The sequence below is a fragment of the Amycolatopsis speibonae genome, assembly GCF_042647925.1.
Lineage (GTDB): Bacteria > Actinomycetota > Actinomycetes > Mycobacteriales > Pseudonocardiaceae > Amycolatopsis > Amycolatopsis speibonae.
The window spans coordinates 140,434-157,209 of sequence record NZ_JBHRWK010000007.1; the positions used below are offsets into that span (position 1 = coordinate 140,434).

Annotated in this window: 13 protein-coding genes and 1 pseudogene; 8 read left to right on the forward strand and 6 right to left on the reverse strand. The window is 69.4% G+C overall.

What is annotated here, in order from left to right; translation table 11 throughout:
* Positions 1-261: 261 nt before the first annotated feature.
* The 4 genes from ACFOSH_RS03975 to ACFOSH_RS03990 all read right to left on the reverse strand — a co-directional run bounded on the left by ACFOSH_RS03975 (position 262) and on the right by ACFOSH_RS03990 (position 3,299).
* The gene (locus tag ACFOSH_RS03975) at positions 262-1,704 is read right to left on the reverse strand and encodes an MFS transporter (RefSeq protein WP_378237256.1); all 1,443 of its coding nucleotides are present in this window, start codon (positions 1,702-1,704) and stop codon (positions 262-264) included.
* Positions 1,705-1,850: 146 nt separating this feature from the next.
* The gene (locus ACFOSH_RS03980; protein WP_378237257.1) at positions 1,851-2,366 is read right to left on the reverse strand and encodes a VOC family protein; all 516 of its coding nucleotides are present in this window, start codon (positions 2,364-2,366) and stop codon (positions 1,851-1,853) included.
* A complete protein-coding gene (locus ACFOSH_RS03985; protein WP_378237258.1) occupies positions 2,366-2,737 on the reverse strand; it encodes a PadR family transcriptional regulator in 372 nt (123 codons plus the stop codon). The genes ACFOSH_RS03980 and ACFOSH_RS03985 overlap by 1 nt, the downstream gene beginning before the upstream one ends.
* 175 nt (positions 2,738-2,912) lie before the next feature.
* Positions 2,913-3,299 (reverse strand): VOC family protein, encoded by a 387-nt coding sequence (locus ACFOSH_RS03990; RefSeq protein ID WP_378237259.1) that lies wholly within the window; start codon positions 3,297-3,299, stop codon positions 2,913-2,915.
* A 185-nt stretch (positions 3,300-3,484) separates the two neighbouring features.
* Here ACFOSH_RS03990 and ACFOSH_RS03995 point away from each other — a divergent pair, with 185 nt between their 5' ends.
* Complete coding sequence (locus ACFOSH_RS03995) at positions 3,485-4,276, forward strand: class I SAM-dependent methyltransferase (protein WP_378237261.1); 792 nt, start codon at positions 3,485-3,487, stop codon at positions 4,274-4,276.
* Positions 4,277-4,282: 6 nt separating this feature from the next.
* Here ACFOSH_RS03995 and ACFOSH_RS04000 read toward each other — a convergent pair whose 3' ends face one another.
* Complete coding sequence (locus ACFOSH_RS04000) at positions 4,283-5,317, reverse strand: methyltransferase (protein ID WP_378237262.1); 1,035 nt, start codon at positions 5,315-5,317, stop codon at positions 4,283-4,285.
* 228 nt (positions 5,318-5,545) lie between these two features.
* Between ACFOSH_RS04000 and ACFOSH_RS04005 the strand changes: the two genes are divergently transcribed.
* From ACFOSH_RS04005 to ACFOSH_RS04030, 6 genes are all read left to right on the forward strand, one after another.
* Positions 5,546-5,974 (forward strand): VOC family protein, encoded by a 429-nt coding sequence (locus tag ACFOSH_RS04005; protein WP_378237263.1) that lies wholly within the window; start codon positions 5,546-5,548, stop codon positions 5,972-5,974.
* Positions 5,975-6,227: 253 nt separating this feature from the next.
* Entirely contained in the window at positions 6,228-7,157 is a 930-nt protein-coding gene (locus ACFOSH_RS04010; RefSeq protein ID WP_378237264.1) for a DUF1702 family protein, read from the forward strand.
* A gap of 39 nt (positions 7,158-7,196) precedes the next feature.
* Complete coding sequence (locus ACFOSH_RS04015) at positions 7,197-9,080, forward strand: CRTAC1 family protein (protein ID WP_378237265.1); 1,884 nt, start codon at positions 7,197-7,199, stop codon at positions 9,078-9,080.
* The gene (locus tag ACFOSH_RS04020; protein WP_378237266.1) at positions 9,077-10,033 is read left to right on the forward strand and encodes an enediyne biosynthesis protein UnbU; all 957 of its coding nucleotides are present in this window, start codon (positions 9,077-9,079) and stop codon (positions 10,031-10,033) included. Before ACFOSH_RS04015 ends, ACFOSH_RS04020 begins: the two co-directional genes overlap by 4 nt.
* A complete protein-coding gene (locus ACFOSH_RS04025) occupies positions 10,030-15,378 on the forward strand; it encodes a polyketide synthase family protein (RefSeq protein WP_378237267.1) in 5,349 nt (1,782 codons plus the stop codon). The genes ACFOSH_RS04020 and ACFOSH_RS04025 overlap by 4 nt, the downstream gene beginning before the upstream one ends.
* The gene (locus ACFOSH_RS04030) at positions 15,375-15,797 is read left to right on the forward strand and encodes an acyl-CoA thioesterase (RefSeq protein ID WP_378237268.1); all 423 of its coding nucleotides are present in this window, start codon (positions 15,375-15,377) and stop codon (positions 15,795-15,797) included. Before ACFOSH_RS04025 ends, ACFOSH_RS04030 begins: the two co-directional genes overlap by 4 nt.
* Positions 15,798-16,138: 341 nt before the next feature.
* Here the strand turns inward: ACFOSH_RS04030 and ACFOSH_RS04035 are convergent.
* Positions 16,139-16,474 (reverse strand): annotated as a pseudogene (locus ACFOSH_RS04035) (error-prone DNA polymerase); the annotation flags it as partial.
* Between the two features lie 57 nt (positions 16,475-16,531).
* Between ACFOSH_RS04035 and ACFOSH_RS04040 the strand changes: the two are divergent.
* On the forward strand, positions 16,532-16,776 hold a 245-nt coding region (locus tag ACFOSH_RS04040), incomplete at its 3' end, for a hypothetical protein (RefSeq protein ID WP_378237269.1).

Sequence of the window (16,776 nt, forward strand, 5' to 3'; positions counted from 1 at the left end):
GCGCCACGACACGACGCCCCTGAAGTCACTTAAGTACCTTCTGGCCTCATTCTTGCGCGAGTGAAGGCCCCCCTTTCCTACGTTCAGGGCAGGGGGCCCGGCAAAGTCGAGATCTTTAGGTCTGGTGGCAATTCGTCGCTGTGTGAGCGCTGTCCTTTTTGGATAGCTAGCGATGCAAGAGTGGTGCAAGGCCGGGAAGGAGGTCTTCACGGCGACGTCCACACTCCACTGGCGACCCAAGAGACACTCCGTCGATCGAACTCAGTTGGCCGGGGCGTCCTCGACTTCCCCTGGCGGCGGCCCGCCCATGGGCGCCACCTGCAAGTCGGTCTTTCCGATCCCGACGAACGAACCGACCGCGATCACCACGAGCACGATGGCGCCGACCAGGAACGCGGTCCCCAGCCCGGAAGCCTCCGAAACCGGATCCGGTCGCCCGGCCTTCCCCGCGGTGGAGGCGCTCAACGTGACGAACATGGCGAGCCCGATGGCGATACCGACCTCCTGCGCGGCGTCGACCACGCCGGAGGCGAGCCCCGCTTCGTCACCGGCGTCTCCCATCGCCGCCGTGGTGATCGCGGTGAACGACAGTGGCCCGCCCGCGGCCATGATCGCCAGGCTGGGCAGCACGGCTGTCCAATACGAACTGTCGGTGGAGATGTCGGACAGCAGGAAGAATCCGACCGCCATGATCGCCAGCCCGGCAGGCAGCGCGATCCGCAGCCCGAGCCAGTTGATCAACGGGCCGGCCAGCGGGAAGAACAGGAACGAGATAACGGCCTGCGGTGCCAGCGCGAGCCCGGTGGTCAGCGGTGAGAACCCGAGGACCTGTTGCAGGTAGAGGGAGAGCCCGAAGAACTGGGCCATGATCGCGCCGGACATCAGCAGCATGGTCACGAACGCGGTGGTCCGCACTCGGTGGCGCATGAAACCCTTGGGTACCAAAGGGTTCCGGCCTTTTAGCTGGATGGCGACGAAGGTGCCGAGCAGGATCGCCGAGACGGCGAAACTCGGCAAGAGCAGCTTGTTCGCGCCCGGATCGCTCAGCTGGAGCAACCCGTAGATCAACAGCGCGATTCCCGCCGTCCCGGCGATGGAGCCGGGCAGGTCGGGCCTGTTCGCTTTCTCGTCGCGCGATTCGGCGACCAGGTACGGCGTGAACACCGCGACGATCAGCGCGAACGGGACGTTGATCAGGAACACCAGCCGCCAGGACACCAGATCGGTGAGCACGCCGCCGAGGATGACGCCGAGCAGCCCGCCGACGCCGGCGGTGATGCCCCAGAAGGCGAACGCCTTTCCGCGTTCCTTGCCGTCGGTGAACGCCATGGTGATCAGGGCCAGCGCGGCGGGTGAGATCAGCGCGGCGCCGACCCCCTGCACCGCGCGGGCGGCGATCAGCTGCCACGCTTCCTGCGACAGGCCGCAGGCGAGCGACGCGAGCCCGAACAGGATCACTCCGCCGTGGAAGACGCGGCGGCGGCCGTAGAGGTCGCCCAGCCTGCCGCCTACCAGCAGGAGCCCGCCGAACACGAGCACGTAGCTGCTGTTCACCCAGGCGAGGCCCGCCTGGCTGAAGCCGAGATCGCGTTGTACCGACGGCACCGCGACGTTGACGAGGCCGTCGTCGATCACCAGCACCAGCTGGACGATCGAGAGGACGACGAGCGCCTGCCAACGTTTCTTGACGAAATCCGTGGCCATGGCTTCCCTTCCGGTGCCGGACAACTGTTCCGTGAGCACAGCGTCGTCGGCGGCTCCGGCCGTTTGCTCGCCGGAGCCGCCGACGTCTCAGATGCCGCTCGCCCGCGAGGCTCTCTGGGGGTAGAGCCACGCGCGGCGGAAACGGGTCAGTCGGCCTTGAAGGCGGCTTCCTTGGTGACCTTGGCAGGCTGGCTCATCCCGGCGTGCTCGGACTTGTACTCCTTCGCCCGCTCGTGCAGCTGGTCCGGCGAGAGGTCTTCGAGCTGTGTCGCGAGAACCCACCGGTGCCCGGCGGGGTCCTGCACCTGGCTGTACCGCTCGCCCCAGAACGCGTCCATCGGCTCCATCACCGAGGTGGCACCCGCCTCGATGGCCTTGGCGTAGGACGCGTCCGCGTTCGGGACGTACATGTGCAGCTGGACCGAGACGCCGCCCAGTTTCACCGGCGCCTGCAGGCCCATGTCCGGGAACTCTTCGTGCAGCAGCACCCTGGTCCGGTTGATCAGGAGCTCGCAGATCCAGATCCGGCCGTCCGGACCGGTCTCGCGGCGAAGTTCGTTGGCGTCGAACGCCTTGCGGTAGAACTCGATGGCTTCGTCGGCGCTGGGTACGACCAGATGTGCCGTGATGGGGCTGAATTCCTGTGGTACTGCTTTGTTCATCACGCCCCCTTCCTTTCGTGAGTGGTGTCGTCGTCGAGGAATCCGTGTCTGCGGGCCGCTTCGACGAGCTGGGATAGCCGCCGCGCCTCCGTCGAGGCCGCCTTGTGGCCCGCTTCGGTGAGCCGGTAGCTCCGGCGGCGGTCGGCTCGTCCATCGTCGGAGATGTCCGGCTCCTCGTCGAGTTGCTCGACGAGCCCCTCGACCTGCATGCGCTGCAACGAGCGGTACAGCGTGCCCGCGCCGATGCGCATACCGTCCTCGGTCATCTCGGAGACGTCCTGTGCCAGGCCGTATCCGTGCCGCGGGCCGTCGGACAGGGCGAGCAGCAGGACGAAGATCGCCGGGGTCATCGCGGGAAAGGACGACTCCATGTCTCACTCCTCCCCGGGTGAAAGATGAATCCGCTGTGGATGCATCTATCGTGGAGTGTATACCGGTCGCGCTCCGGGCGACAAGGGCGATTCCGCCAATGGGTGGACGCGGAAACGACGCGGCGCCTGTGTCCGCGCTGGAGAGCGGGCACAGGCGCCGGGCAACGGGAGGTGGCTATTCGTCCTCGGGCTGGAACACGAAGAACTCGTTGCCGTCCTGGTCGGCGAAGGAGGCGAACCACTGGCCGTAGGACTCGAGGGTCGGCTCGCAGGTGAAGTGGACACCGCGTTCGGTGTAGGTGGTGAAGAGGTCGTGGATGCTTTCGGTGCGGAACGAAACGCCGGTGTACTTGCCGATGCGATCGGCGTCGAAGACGCCGTAGCCTTCGGTGACCAGTACCAGTGTCGATTCCGCGTTCGGCGGCGCGATCTCGTACCACTTGAAATTCGGCGTGTCGACCTTCTTGCGTACTTCGAAACCGAGTTTCCCGGTGTAGAAGTCGAGAGCGGCGTCCGGGTCGCGGACGTTGATTCCGACGGTTGAGATGTGGGAGATCATCATTTCTCCATTGTGAGGTGGTGCTTTCGCAAGCCGGACGCGAACCGACGATACACCGGTACGGAAACAGGTCACATCCGGTACGCGGCCCGGCCGGCGGGTTGCGCAGATGGGGTGATCCCGGTTCGTCCTGCCATTTTTTCGTTAGCGGCGCGATAACATGGGGCAGGTCGGAATGGGGTGCGCGCATGACGGAAATCGAAGGCGGAACCCGGCGGGCCGACTTGTTCGACCACGAGAACAGTGCCGAGCGCGACCGGCTCGGACTGGTCGAAACCGAACAGGATCCGCATACGAAAGCGCGAATAGAGTCGTTCGAACCGTCGGATGACTGGAACTGCCTCGAGATCGGTGCCGGTGCCGGGTCGATCGCCTACTGGCTGGCTGGGCGCTGTCCGGATGGCCATGTGGTGGCCACCGACCTCGACGTCAGCCTGCTCGACGGCGTCGGGTACCCCAACCTCGAGATCCGCCGCCACGACGCGGAGGAGGAGACCTTCGCCGAAGGCACCTTCGACCTCGTGCACGCTCGCGCGGTGCTGAGTCACATCTGTGACCGGCACGGGCAACTGGTGAAGATGGCGGGCTGGCTCCGTCCCGGCGGATGGCTGTTGCTGGAGGACCCCTCCGGGTTCACTTTGGACAGTTCGCCGGATCCCCTGCTGCGCAAGGCGTCCGCTGCCTCGTCGGTGATGATGCGCCGGATCGGGTTCGACCCGGACTGGTCCCGTGGCTTCCCGGTCCCGTTGCAGCGGGCAGGGCTGCTCGACGTTGGTATGGAGTGCCGGCTGCGGATGATGCGCGGTGGCGACGTCGAGGCAGAGTTGCTGCGCCTGACGTTCGGCCAGATCTTCGATCTACTGGTGGACACCGGGGAGATCACGGCCGTCGAACTCGACGCCGTGCAGGCGAAGCTCGCCGACCCGTCGTTCATCGACTTCCCACCGGCCTTCATCAGGGCGTGGGGGCGTCGCGGCTGAACCGGCTCAGGACACACGGCGGGCGGAGAGGATTCCGCGGCCTGCCGTGGTCGGCAGGTACTCGAACCCGGCGAAGCCCGCCGCGACGAGCAGGTCGGTGATTTCCCGCTTCGAGTAGCAGTGGCCTTCGGTGAACATCAGCAGCAGCACCGAATATTCGGCCACGGACAGCGGCCCGGCCTTGTCGTCGTCGAGGAATGCTTCGTGCACATGGAGGGTGCCGCCGGGCGGCAAGGCGCGGTGACAAGCGGCGAAGATGTCCACGATCTTCGCCGGTGGCCAGTCGTGGACGACGTTGGAAAGCAGATGCGCGTCGTAGCCGAGCGGCAGCGGGCCGCCGAACATGTCGCCGGTGTGCACGGTGACCCGGTCGCCAAGGCCCCGCGCGGCCACCGAGCGCTTCGCGATTCCGGCGACCGGCTCCTGTTCGAGGACGGTCGCGGTGAGATCGGGGATCCGTTCGGCGAGCGCGCAACTGAACAACCCCGAGCCGCCGGCGACGTCCAGAAGCCGGATCTTGGCGCCCGGTCGCAGGCGGTCGGCGAAAAGCCGGGCGAGCCCGGCGCTGCGGCTGTCGGTCGCCTGGAGGAACACGTGGGCGAAGTCTTCTTCGCCCATACTGGTGAACCAGTCGGGCCGGTCACCTTCGTCGCCGGGCGGCCCGCCGGCCGGCCGCCCGGTGCGCAGCACGGCGAGCAGGTCGCGGCACGGCGGGCGTTCCTTGAGCGCGGCGTAACAGGGCACCATGCTCCACGGTGACGCCGTGGTCAGGAACTCGGTCGCCGTCTCCGACGGGCGGAGCAGGCCATCCGTGCCGATATCGAGTAGTCCCAACGCCTGGCACAATGTGACGAGCACGTCGGCGGGGCGGTCCGCGATGCCGAGTTCCAGCCCCAGCGCGTCCGGGGCGAGTGGTTCGGCGGACAGCCGGTCGAACAGCTCTAACCAGCCCACCGCGGCGATCACCATCTCCACCGCGTGCATTCCTTCGACCAGCCGCAGCAACGGTGCGGGGTCGGACCGCAGTCTGGCCTCGCTCATCGGGCGCCTCCCTGGGTGCTGCCGTTGAAAGTAGGCGCCGTCGATCACCGGCGCCTTCTCGCAGTTTGCGTTTTTCCTTGCCCGGCTTGGGCAAGCTCGGAGAAAACCCCGCTACCGCAACACGGTTACGGTGGGTGACTGTCCGTAGTAGGTAGCGGTGGAAGGAGAGACGGTCGAATGAGGTTTTGCGGGACCAGAGGCTTCGCGACCGCGGCGGCCTCCCTTGCTGTGGCAGGGCTTCTGGTCACTCCGGCGGACGGCGTCCCGCGTGTGGCCGCGCCGGGCGTCAAAGCGATCGCGAACATTTCGATCCCGGTGTCGAATCAGGACGCCGGCAAGGATTTCTATGTGGGCAAGCTGGGTTTCCAGGTGATCGCGGACCAGCCGAACCCGCCAGGGCGGCCTGGTCGATGGCTGCAGCTTTCCCCGCCGGGCGGAGGGACCACTGTCGTGCTGGCGACCTGGTGGGACACCATGCCCGCCGGATCTTCGCGAGGTCTGGGCATCACCACCGATGACTGCGCTGGCACGGTCGCCGCCCTCCGCGCGGCGGGGGTCAAGGTCACCGACTGCGTGCAGTCGCCACCGGGCCCGATCGCGTATTTCAGTGACCCCGACGGCAATCAGTGGGAGATGGTGCAGCCGGTCACTCCGTGACGAATACTTTTCGGAAATGGGTTATCGAAATACTCTGTCCACTGTGTACGCAATGGTGTGCCCGGCGGTGTGTGAGGCCGCCGGGCGTCCTCACGTGTTCTCTCGAAAGCCGTTACACGGCAACGTGATTCGTGGCTTCGCTGAGTAGGACTCTTGACGCGGGTCGGCGGTCGCTGTTAGAAATAGTTGACAGATAATGGGGTCGGATCACTTTTGCCTATCGCATTGTTTCTGCTGACAGGGGGCCGCTGTCGTGCGCATTTATTCGGAGAGGGCCACCCGGATCGTCCGGCTGCCGATGGGGCTGGCGGACTTCGGCAAGCGAGGCTTCCGAACCGATCGGCGGGACGCCCGCCACGCGCTCGAAACGCATGCCCGGTCCTTTCTGAACGGATTCAACCTGGCGGTGGGGCACTGGCGTGCCCCGCACGCCGAGCTCGCCCGGATCCCTGACGAGGAAAGGGGCTTCGCCTACGAGGGCGCCGCGATGCACGCCGCAGTATGCGATTCGGTCACCCTGGGACGGGCGGGTGCGCTGCGTGCGCTGCTCGACGGCGAGGGTGACGGCTACGTCCACCTGATCCACGTCGGGTACGGCTGGGGACGCGCGCTGCTGCGGTTGCCGCCATCGGTTCCCGCCACCCCGCTGCTTCGCTGGCTCGCGCTCGACGGCGCGGGGTTCGCGGAGACCTTCTTCGGCGGCAAGGCCGCATCGCGGCGCCGCTGCGGCAAGCGGCCGTCGGAGCACTGGGCGGCGCGCGTGGCAGGAAGCGGCCGCGCACTGTGGTTCGCCGAATCGGCGGACGTCGGCGGTGTCGTCCGGACCATCGAGACGATGCCCGCGCCCGCCCGCCCGCAGCTGTGGGCGGGCATCGGGCTGGCCGCGTGCTACGCCGGGTGCTCGGACGAGCCGGGGCTCACCCGGCTGGCCGAAGCGAGCGGAGCAGACCGGAGTCACTTCGAGCAGGGCGCGCTGTTCGCCATCGCCGCCCGATTCCGGGCCAGGATCGTGCCCGAACAAACGGAACTGGCGTGCAAGCACCTGTTCGCGGTCGATCCGGGCACCGCGGCGGCGTGGACGGACGAGGCCGCCGCCGGGCTGACCGAGAACCCGGAACTGGCCGCCTATACCGAGTGGAAGGCGAGGTTGCGCGGCATCGCGGTGACCCGGCGCCGAAGCTGACACGGCAAATCGAAATCGATCGAAGGGGGCGATGCACCGATGTCGGACTTCGCGCGCAAGGCGGTCCCCGTCATGGTGGCACTCGCGCTATGCGCCGCCGCGGGACTGTTCACCATCCGGCCCACCGTCGGCGCGGCCGAGGCCGCGACGCTGGCACACGGTTTCGGCTTCGAGAAGGTCACCCTGAACTCGGCGCCACCGCACGCCAAACGCGAGCGGCCAGTGCTGCCGGAGCTGACCCACATCCGGTCCTGGATCTCCGCGGTGGGCGCCGCGGTCGCGCTCACCGATCTGCGCGGGCTCGGCCGCCCCGGCGACGCCTGCCTCGTCGACCCGCGTGACGACTCGGTGGCCGTCTTCCCGGTGCCCGGCTCCGGCGGCCCGTCGTATTCGCGGTTCACGCTGACCCCCGATGGGCTGCGTTACGACGCGACGATGGCGCCGATGGGCTGCGTGCCCGCGGACCTCGACGAGGACGGTGCCATGGACTTCCTCGTCTACTACTGGGGTCGGTCGCCCGTCCTCTTCCTGAACCAGGCCGGGCGGGGTCAGCAGCCGGTGTTCCGCGCGAGCGAACTGGTCTCGCCCATGCAGGTGTGGAACTCGACCGCGCTCAACGTCGGCGACGTGGACGGCGACGGTCACCTGGACGTCCTGGTCGGCAACTACTTCCCGGACGGGACCAAGGTGCTCGACCCGTCCGGCGGCGACCGCATGCAGATGCAGGACTCCATGGGCAAGGCGCGCAACGGCGGCGTCAACCGGCTGTTCCTGTCACAACCGACCGGTGCCCGCGGTGCCCCACCGCGGTTCACCGACGAAAGCAGCGCGTGGCCGGAAGACTCCGCGACCTCTTGGACGCTGGCCATCGGCATGCAGGACCTCACCGGCTCCGGCCGTCCGGATCTGTACGTGGCCAACGACTTCGGCCCGGACCAGCTGCTGGTCAACACCTCCCAGCCGGGCAGGGTCCGGCTGAGGGAGGTCACCGGCACCCGGGATCCGATCACCCCGCGCTCGGAAGTGCTCGGCCACGACTCCTTCAAGGGCATGGGGGTCACCTTCACCTACCCGTCCGGTGAAGGCCTGCCCATGATCGCGGTCAGCAACATCACCACGCCGTACGCGCTGCACGAAAGCAACTTCGCGTTCGTCCCGACCGGCACCGGCGCGGATCTGCTCAAGGGCAAGGTGCCCTACGACGAACGCAGTGAGCGACTCGGCTTCGCGCGGACAGGCTGGGCGTGGGACATCAAGGCCGGTGACTTCGACAACTCGGGCACCGATCAGCTGATGCAGGCGACCGGTTTCGTCAAGGGCGACCGGGACCGCTGGCCCGAACTGCAGGAACTCGCGATGGGCAACGACCAGCTGCTCCGGTACACACAGGCGTGGCCGGACTTCGTCCCCGGGGACGACTTGTCGGGGCACCAGCACAACCCCTTCCTGGTGCGTACGCCAGAGGGGCGCTATGCCGACCTGGCCCCGGATCTCGGCATCGGCGACCCGTGGATCTCACGGGGACTCGCGTTCGGGGACGTCGACGGCGACGGGAAGCTCGACGCGCTGGTCGCGAACCAGTGGGAGGATTCGGTGCTCCTGCGGAACGTTTCGAAGAGCACCGGCAAGGCCGCGGACCTGAATCTGGTGCGCCGCGGCGCCGGGGCCGGTGAGATCGCCGCGATCGGCGCGCAGGTCGAACTGCGCTCGTCACAGCGTGCCGAGAAGGCCCAGCTGTACCCGGCCAACGGGCACGCCGGCGTTTCCGCGAGCGAAGTGCATCTCGCGCTCCCCGGTGACGGCTCGGCGGTCGCGACGATCACTTGGCATGACGGCGCGGGCACGCATCACGCGGAGGTGCGGCCGCGGCCAGGCCATCAGACGGTTGAACTCCGCGAAGATGGAACGGCGGTCGTGCGATGACCAGAACCGCGAACAGGGCCGGAACGCTTCCCGAGGTCCAGGAAGTGGTGAAACCGCGACAGAAGGCCGCGGACACCAGGGTGACGGCGCTGCGCCGGTTCGCCGCCTCGATCACGGTGCTGACCGTCGCCGGGCACTGGGTGCTCGGCTTCGAGCAGTCCCCGATCACCCCGGTGCTCGCCGTGCTGACCAGTTACGCCATCGCGCTGCTGCTGGAACGTCTCGACAGCTGGGCGCACCGGCGGCGGCCGGAGTACGCGGGCGGCGCCGGAGCCGTCGTGACCTTCCTGCTGCCGCCGCACATCACCGCGCTGGCCTGCGCGATGTTGTTGTACGGCAACGCTTCCGCCTGGCCGTACCTCTTCGCGGTAGTGGTCGCGAACTCCACGAAGTACCTGTTCCGGCTGCGGCTGCGCGGCCGGAAGCGGCACTACCTCAACCCGTCGAACGCCGGCATCGTGCTGACCTTGCTGCTGTTCCCGTGGGTCGGGATCGCTCCGCCGTACCATTTCACGAACAACCTCACCGGGGCCCTCGACTGGCTGATCCCGGCTGGCATCCTGATGCTCGGCACGATGCTGAACGCCGGGCTGACGCACAAGATCCCGCTCATCCTCGGCTGGGCCGGCGGGTTCGTCGCACAGGCGGTCCTGCGCTGGCTGCTGTTCGACCACGCGCTGGTGGGCGCGTTGCTGCCGATCACCGGGGTGGCGTTCGTGCTCTACACCAACTACATGATCACCGACCCGGCCACCAGCCCGGTGAAACCGCTCAACCAGGTCGTTTTCGGGCTGGCCAACGCACTGGTCTACGGCGTGCTGGTGCTCTCCGGCGTGGTGTTCGGCCTGTTCTTCGCGCTGGTGATCACCTGTCTCCTGCGCGCGCTGGTGCTGCTCGCCTGCCGGATGCGGGCGCGCGGCGTGGCATTGCCCGTGCAGGGGAGTGCGCGGTGAGGGCTGAGCCGATCGCCATCGTCGGGCTGGCCTGCCGGTACCCGGACGCGACGTCGCCGGCACAGCTCTGGCAGAACGTGCTCGGCCGGCGGCGCGCGTTCCGGCGGATCCCGGAGATCAGGCTGGGCCAGGCGTACCGCGGCGGGCCCGCCGATCCGGACCTCGCCTGCGCGACCCGTGCCGGCGTATTGCGCGACTGGGAGTTCGACCGTGAGCGGTTCAGCATCCCGGGACCACTGCACCGGGCCGCCGACCACGCCCACTGGCTGGCGCTGGAGACCGCCGCCGAAGCGCTGGTGGACGCCGGTTTCCCGCTCGGTGATGGCCTCGACCGCGACAAAGTCGGCGTGGTACTGGGGAATTCGCTCACCGGAGAGTTCAGCAGAGCCGCGACGCTGCGGCTGCGCTGGCCGTTCGTCGCCGAGGCCGCCGCGGCCGCGATGCGCGCGTCGGGTGCGTCGGCCGAATGGGCGGGCGGTGTATTGGAGCGGATGGAACGGCTGGTCAAGGACCCGTTCGAGGTCCCGGGCGACGAAACCCTCACCGGCGCGCTGGCGAACACCATAGCCGGGCGGATCTGCAATCAGTTCGATCTCCACGGCACGGGGTACACAGTGGACGGTGCGTGCGCGTCCAGCCTGCTTGCGGTGATGACCGCCTGCCGGGCACTGGCCTGCGGCGAGCACGACTTCATGCTCGCCGGCGGGGTGGACATGTCGCTCGACCCGATGGAGCTGGTGGGTTTCTCCAGGCTGGGCGCGCTGGCCACCGACGAGATGCGGGTCTACGACGCGCGGCCGACGGGGTTCCTCCCCGGCGAGGGCTGCGGCGTGGTCGCGCTGATGCGCGCGGACGACGCCGAACGCGCGGGCCTGCGCGACTACGCGCGCATCGTAGGCTGGGCGTCCTCTTCGGACGGAGCTGGCGGGCTGAGCCGCCCGGCGCGCGCGGGTCAGGTACTGGCGCTCGCCCGCGCCTACCACACGGCCGGGCTGGATCCTTCGGCCGCCGGCATGGTGGAAGGTCACGGCACGGGCGCGGCGGTCGGTGACCGCACCGAACTCGAGGCACTGGCCGAGGTGCGGGGGAACGGCGCGAGCCCGGCGGCGCTCGGCACCATCAAGGCCAACATCGGGCACACCAAGGCGGCGGCAGGAGTGGCCGGACTGCTGAAGGCGGCGCTGGCCGTCCACCATCGCGTCATACCGCCGGTCACCGGCTGCCGCGAACCGCACGAGCTGCTGCGCCGGGACGGCGTCCCGCTGCGCCTGCTCGACGAACCGGAGCCGTGGCCGGACCGAGTCCCGAGGGCGGGGATCTCCTCGATGGGATTCGGCGGGATCAACGCGCACCTGGTGATCGAGGGCGCTGGCGAAGCACCCGCCCCCGCGGTCCCCGCCGCTTTCCGACGCTGGTCGGCGCGCGCCTGGCCGGTCGATATCGTCTTCCTCTCCGCGCGCACGGCGCCGTCGCTCGCCGCGCGGTTGCGCGGGCTCGGGGAGACCGCGAGCGACCTGAGCGACGCCGAACTGGGCGACCTCGCGGGCACGGCGTGGCGGGAAGCGGACGGCGCGGTGCCGTTCCGCGCCGCGCTGGTCGCCGCCGATCCGGCGGAACTCGCGTCCGCCGCGGCCCGCGCCGCCACCGCTTGCGACGGCTGGGACGGCGGACTGCTACTCGACCGGCAGCGTGGCTACGTGCTTGGGTCCGGCCGTCCGGCGCGGGTCGGTCTGCTGTTCCCCGGCCAGGCCGCGCCGGTGCGCCCCGAACTGCCCGGCTGGGCCGCGCGGCTCGGCGTGCCAGTACTCGGCGACGTGCAAGGCGAGGCGGAGGGCACCGCACTGGCCCAGCCCGCGATCATGCGGCAGTCACTGGCTGGGCTGGCCTGGCTGGGCGAACTGGGCACGGTGGCGGTCGCGGCCACCGGTCACAGCCTCGGCGAGATCACCGCGCTGCATTGGGGCGGCGCGCTGAGCGCGCGGGCGGCGCAGGCGCTCGCCACCGAACGAGGCCGGGTGATGGCCGAGTACGGCGAACCCGGGACGGGCATGGTCAGCTTGGCCGTGTCCCTGGATCGGTTACCCGCGCTCCTCGACGGAACCGATGCGGTGTCTGCCGGCCACAACGCTCCCGAGCAGGTCGTGGTCTCGGGACGCCACGCCGACCTCGAACTCATGCTTGAACGGGCGCTCGGCGCGGGCATCGCCGCACGGAGACTGCCGGTGTCGCACGGCTTCCACAGTCCCGCGATGGCACCCGTCGTCGAACCGTTGCGCCGGGCGCTGGAGCGGTTCGAGATCACCACTGTCCAAACGGGCCACACGGTGCTCTCCACGGTCACCGGCGAACCGCTGGCCGGTGACGACCCGCGTGACCTGCTGACCGGCCAGCTCACCAGGCCGGTGCTGTTCGGCACCGCGGTCCGGGCACTCGCCGCGCGGTGCGATCTGCTGGTCGAAACCGGGCCGGGGGCGCTGCTCACCGGTCTCGCAGCGGCCAATTGCCCGTCGACGCCTGCGGTCGCCATGGACTGCGGGGGAGATCCCCGGCAGCACGCGTTCGCCACGGCCGTGCTGGCCGCCGCCGCGGCGGCCGACATCCATCCGTGGTTCGCCGGGCGTGCCTTCCGCACACTGCCCCTCGACGCCGAGGCGCGATTCGTCGCCAACCCCTGCGAACTCGGTAGTGGCTCGTCGGACGTGCCCGCCCCTCGTGCGCAGGCGCCGACAGACGCGCCCGCCACGCCGGAGGACGGGCCGCGGGCGGCGCTGGTCACGCATCTGGCACACACGCTGGAACTGCCTCCGAGTTCGATCACCGCGTCGAGCACCCTGCTCGGCGATCTGCACCTGAACTCACTGCAGGTGATCCAGGTGGTCAGCGCGGTCGCGGGCGGCCTCGGCAAACGGCCGCCCGCCATCCCGCCCATGCTCGCCGAAGCCACTGTGGACGACGTGGCCGAAATACTCGCGGGCCTGCCGGACACCGGGGGAAGCGAGCCCTCGGCCCCAGTCACCCCGGTGCGTGCCTGGGTGCGCGCGTACACGCACCATTGGGTGCCGTGTGTCCCGGCGACCGGCCCAGCGGCCACCGTGGTCACGTTGGCCGGGCACGACGGACCCGGCGAACTGGCCGCGGTCCTGCGCCGCGCCGCCGCCGAACGTCCGGACCGGCTCGTCATCGTCCACAACGGACATCCGGCGGCGGCGGCGATCGGCCGGAGCGTGGTCGCCGAGCTGGAATCGGGCACGGTGGTTGTCGCGGACCTGCGCCCCGGTTCCTCCACAGTGGACTCAGCGACGCTTGCCTGTCCGGCCGGGCGGCGGTATCTGGAGCTTCGCCAGTTGCCCGGCGGCGGATTCGAGCGGCCCGAAACGGCGCTGCTCGACCTCGGCGACGGCGACGGCCCGCCACTGGGCGAGGACGACGTGTGCCTGGTGACCGGCGGGGTGCGCGGGATCACCGCGGTCGCCGCCGCCGCGCTGGCCGAGCGGACCGGTTGCACGCTGGTGTTCGCCGGGCGTTCGGCAGGGGACTCGGTGGCGGACGAGCTGCGCGAGTTGCCGGTGAAGGCGCATTATCGCGAATGCGACGTCGCGGACGAGACGGCGGTGCGTGCGCTCGTGGCCGAGTTCGGGCAGATCCGCGGCCTCTTGCACGGCGCGGGGGTGAACGAGCCGAGTCTGCTCGGCGAGGTCACCGCGGACGCCCTCGGCAAGGCGCTGAGGCCCAAAGTGGACGGTCTGCGGACGCTGCTGGACGCTGTGGGGGACAAGGTGCGGCTGGTGCTCGGCTTCGGCTCGGTGATCGGCAGGCAGGGCCTCGCCGGTGAGTCGGCGTACTGCGTCGCGAACGACTGGCTGCGGGTCGAGCTGGAGCGCTGGGCGTCGACGCACCCCGGCGCGCGCACCCACGCGCTGGAATGGTCGGTGTGGTCCGGTACGGGGATGGGCGTCCGCATGGACGCGCTTCCCGGCCTGCGGGCGCGAGGTGTCGAGCCCATCGAGCCGGAGCTCGGCGTCGCCGCGCTGATGGACCTGCTCGCCGACGCCGGCGCCCCGGTCACCGTCCTGCTCACTTCGCGGTTCCCGGACAGCCCCGCGCTTCCGATGGACAACGCGGGCACGTCCTCCCTCCGGTTCGCAGAGCGCACGGCAGTGCGGATCGACGGTGTGGAAGCGGTGATCGAGGCGAAGCTCGCACTGGGCTCCGACCCGTACCTCGACGAGCACCGCGTCGAACGAACGGCGGTGCTGCCCGCCGTGATCGGCCTGGAGGCGATGGCGCAGGCGGTATCGCTGACAGGCGGGCCTTCGCTGCCGCTCGCACTGTCCAATGTGGAGTTCGCCGCCCCGGTCACGGTGGACGAGCGCGCCGGGCGGACCGTCCAGGTGGCCGCGCTGGCCTGCCGCGACCGGGTGGAGGTCGTGCTCCGCGACGACTCGGACGGCTTCGGCGCGGACCGGTTCACCGCGGTGGCCCGCCGTGCGCCGGAACCACCTCGGCCGTGGAGTCCTGCGAGACCGCCGAGCGAGACATCGGCGCATCCGTGGTACGGCAGCCTTTTCTTCCACAGTGGACGGTTCCGCAGGGTTGCCGGATATGAGTTGCTGACCGCGTTCCGCGTGGACGCCTGGCTCCGTACTCGCGAGCCGGGACCCTGGTTCTCCCAGTTCCACAGTGGACAGTTGCTGCTCGGCGACCCCGCCGCGCACGACGCGTGCCTGCACGTGCTACTGGCCTGCGTGCCGCACCGGCGTGCACTGCCGGTCGGCGTGGACAGGGTGACGATCTGGAGCGCGCCGCCGGACGGCCCGCTGCGCGTGGTCGCCACCGAGCGCGCCCACGACGGCGACGGTTTCACGTTCGACGTGAACCTGCTCGGGCCGGACGGCACGCCGGTGTCCCGATGGGAAGGACTGCGGCTGCGTGCGCTCGGCCCGGTCGACTGGCCGGAGGGCATACCCGCGCGCCTGATCGGCCCGTGGCTGTCCAGGCGGCTGATCGAAAGCGGCTTCGCCGACCGCGCCGAACTGGAAACGGGACCATCGCTGACCGGTGACGGCTGGGCCGCGTTGCCACTCGAAGCGCACACCGGCCCGCTGGAGGCCGAGGACGAGGCCGCCGCCGGGACGCTCGCCGACAAGACGGGCGAGCCGATCAGCACGACCAGGGCAATGGTGCGTGCCGCCCGCGAGGCGGCCACCGGGCCGGGGCCGCTGCGGGTGGACCAGGTGGCCGAGGACGGCGCGGCCGTCGCGCACGTGGGGGAGGAACCGGTGCTGGTGACCAGGATCCAGGTGCTCGAATCCGGTGTGTTCGCGGTGGCGGTGACCGGCCGATGACCAGCCCGGGCCGCGGCTACCGGCACCGGCATGTCGTCACGCTCGACGAGACCAACCTCGTCGGCAACGTCTATTTCGCGCATTACCTGCACTGGCAGGGACACTGCCGGGAACACTTCCTCGCCGAACGTGCGCCCGGCGTGCTCGCCGCTCTCAAAGGCGGCGACGTCGCGCTGGTCACCGTGTCATGCCGGATGGACTTCTACGCGGAGTGTTTCGCGCTGGACGAAGTCGACATCGTCATGAGCCTGCACGCGACATCGGGGAACCGGATCGTGATGGACTTCGTGTTCCGGCGTGGCCCGGTGCTGGCCGCGCAGGGCAGCCAGACCGTCGCCTGCATGCGGCGTACCGAAAGCGGCGTTCGGCCCGCCCCGATACCGGAGGAACTCGCCACCGCGCTGGCTCCCTTCGGGTAGCGGCCTGGTGGTCGTACGGTTCCCGCCAGTGGCTGTCGATGATTCGGCGTGTCCCACCGGGCGAAGGGCTGTCCTGGGTGATCCAGATGCAGCCGGTGTACACCGGCTTCCAGAAGCCGCCCCAGCCGGTGTTCGCGTACAACCAGTGCGACTGGCTGTCAAGCCCCGGGTTTAGTGGACTGTAACGCGAACGGTGTTTCCGGGCCCGGCCGGCGGTCACTGAAGGTGATCGAGAAAGCGTTCAGTGCGGGTTTCCCGCGCATCGTCCACCGGGCTTGCCCGGTGCCGGTCGGGTCCAGACTCCGGGTGACCAGATAGAGACACTTTAACGCGAGCAGGTCGAACTTCACCAATCCGGCGGCGGCACAGTTGTCCTTGTCCCACTGCAGCACGCTGCGGCCGGGCATGCGGGCCCACTCGACCGGCACCACCTCCGACACCGGCTCCTGCGAGATCACCATCCCGCCCGAGTGGATCCCCAGATGCCGAGGGAAGTCCTCGATCGCGTCGGCGAGCTCGAGAATCTCCGCGGGGATCTCCCCCGCGGCCTCGTCGCTGGTCGTTTTCACGTCGGCCCAGCGGTTGACGATCTTGCCGTAGGCGTCCTGCTGCCCCTGGCTGTAGCCCAAGGCTTTGGCGGCGTCCCGGATCGCCGACGGCGCTGCAAGCACGAGCACGCCTGTATCCGCTGTCCAAGCCTGCGCCTCGACCCGCGGGCATGGCCCCGGCTGCTGGTGATCATCGCCAATCTACGCGACCGCATCGAGGAGGCCCGGATGAATGACTGGATGGGAGAAGTCCAAGGACTTCAGGTCAGCCTCGACGAGGCTAGCCGCAAACTCGTGGTTTTGGACCGCACCCGCGACCGCCGGGTGCCTAATACGGCAGCAGCAGTGTGTGATGTGGCGGCGTGTCGTGGGTATGAGGACGGCCACCGCGTGATCGACTTCAAGGTGTGTTGGATCTCGAAGAGGACGCG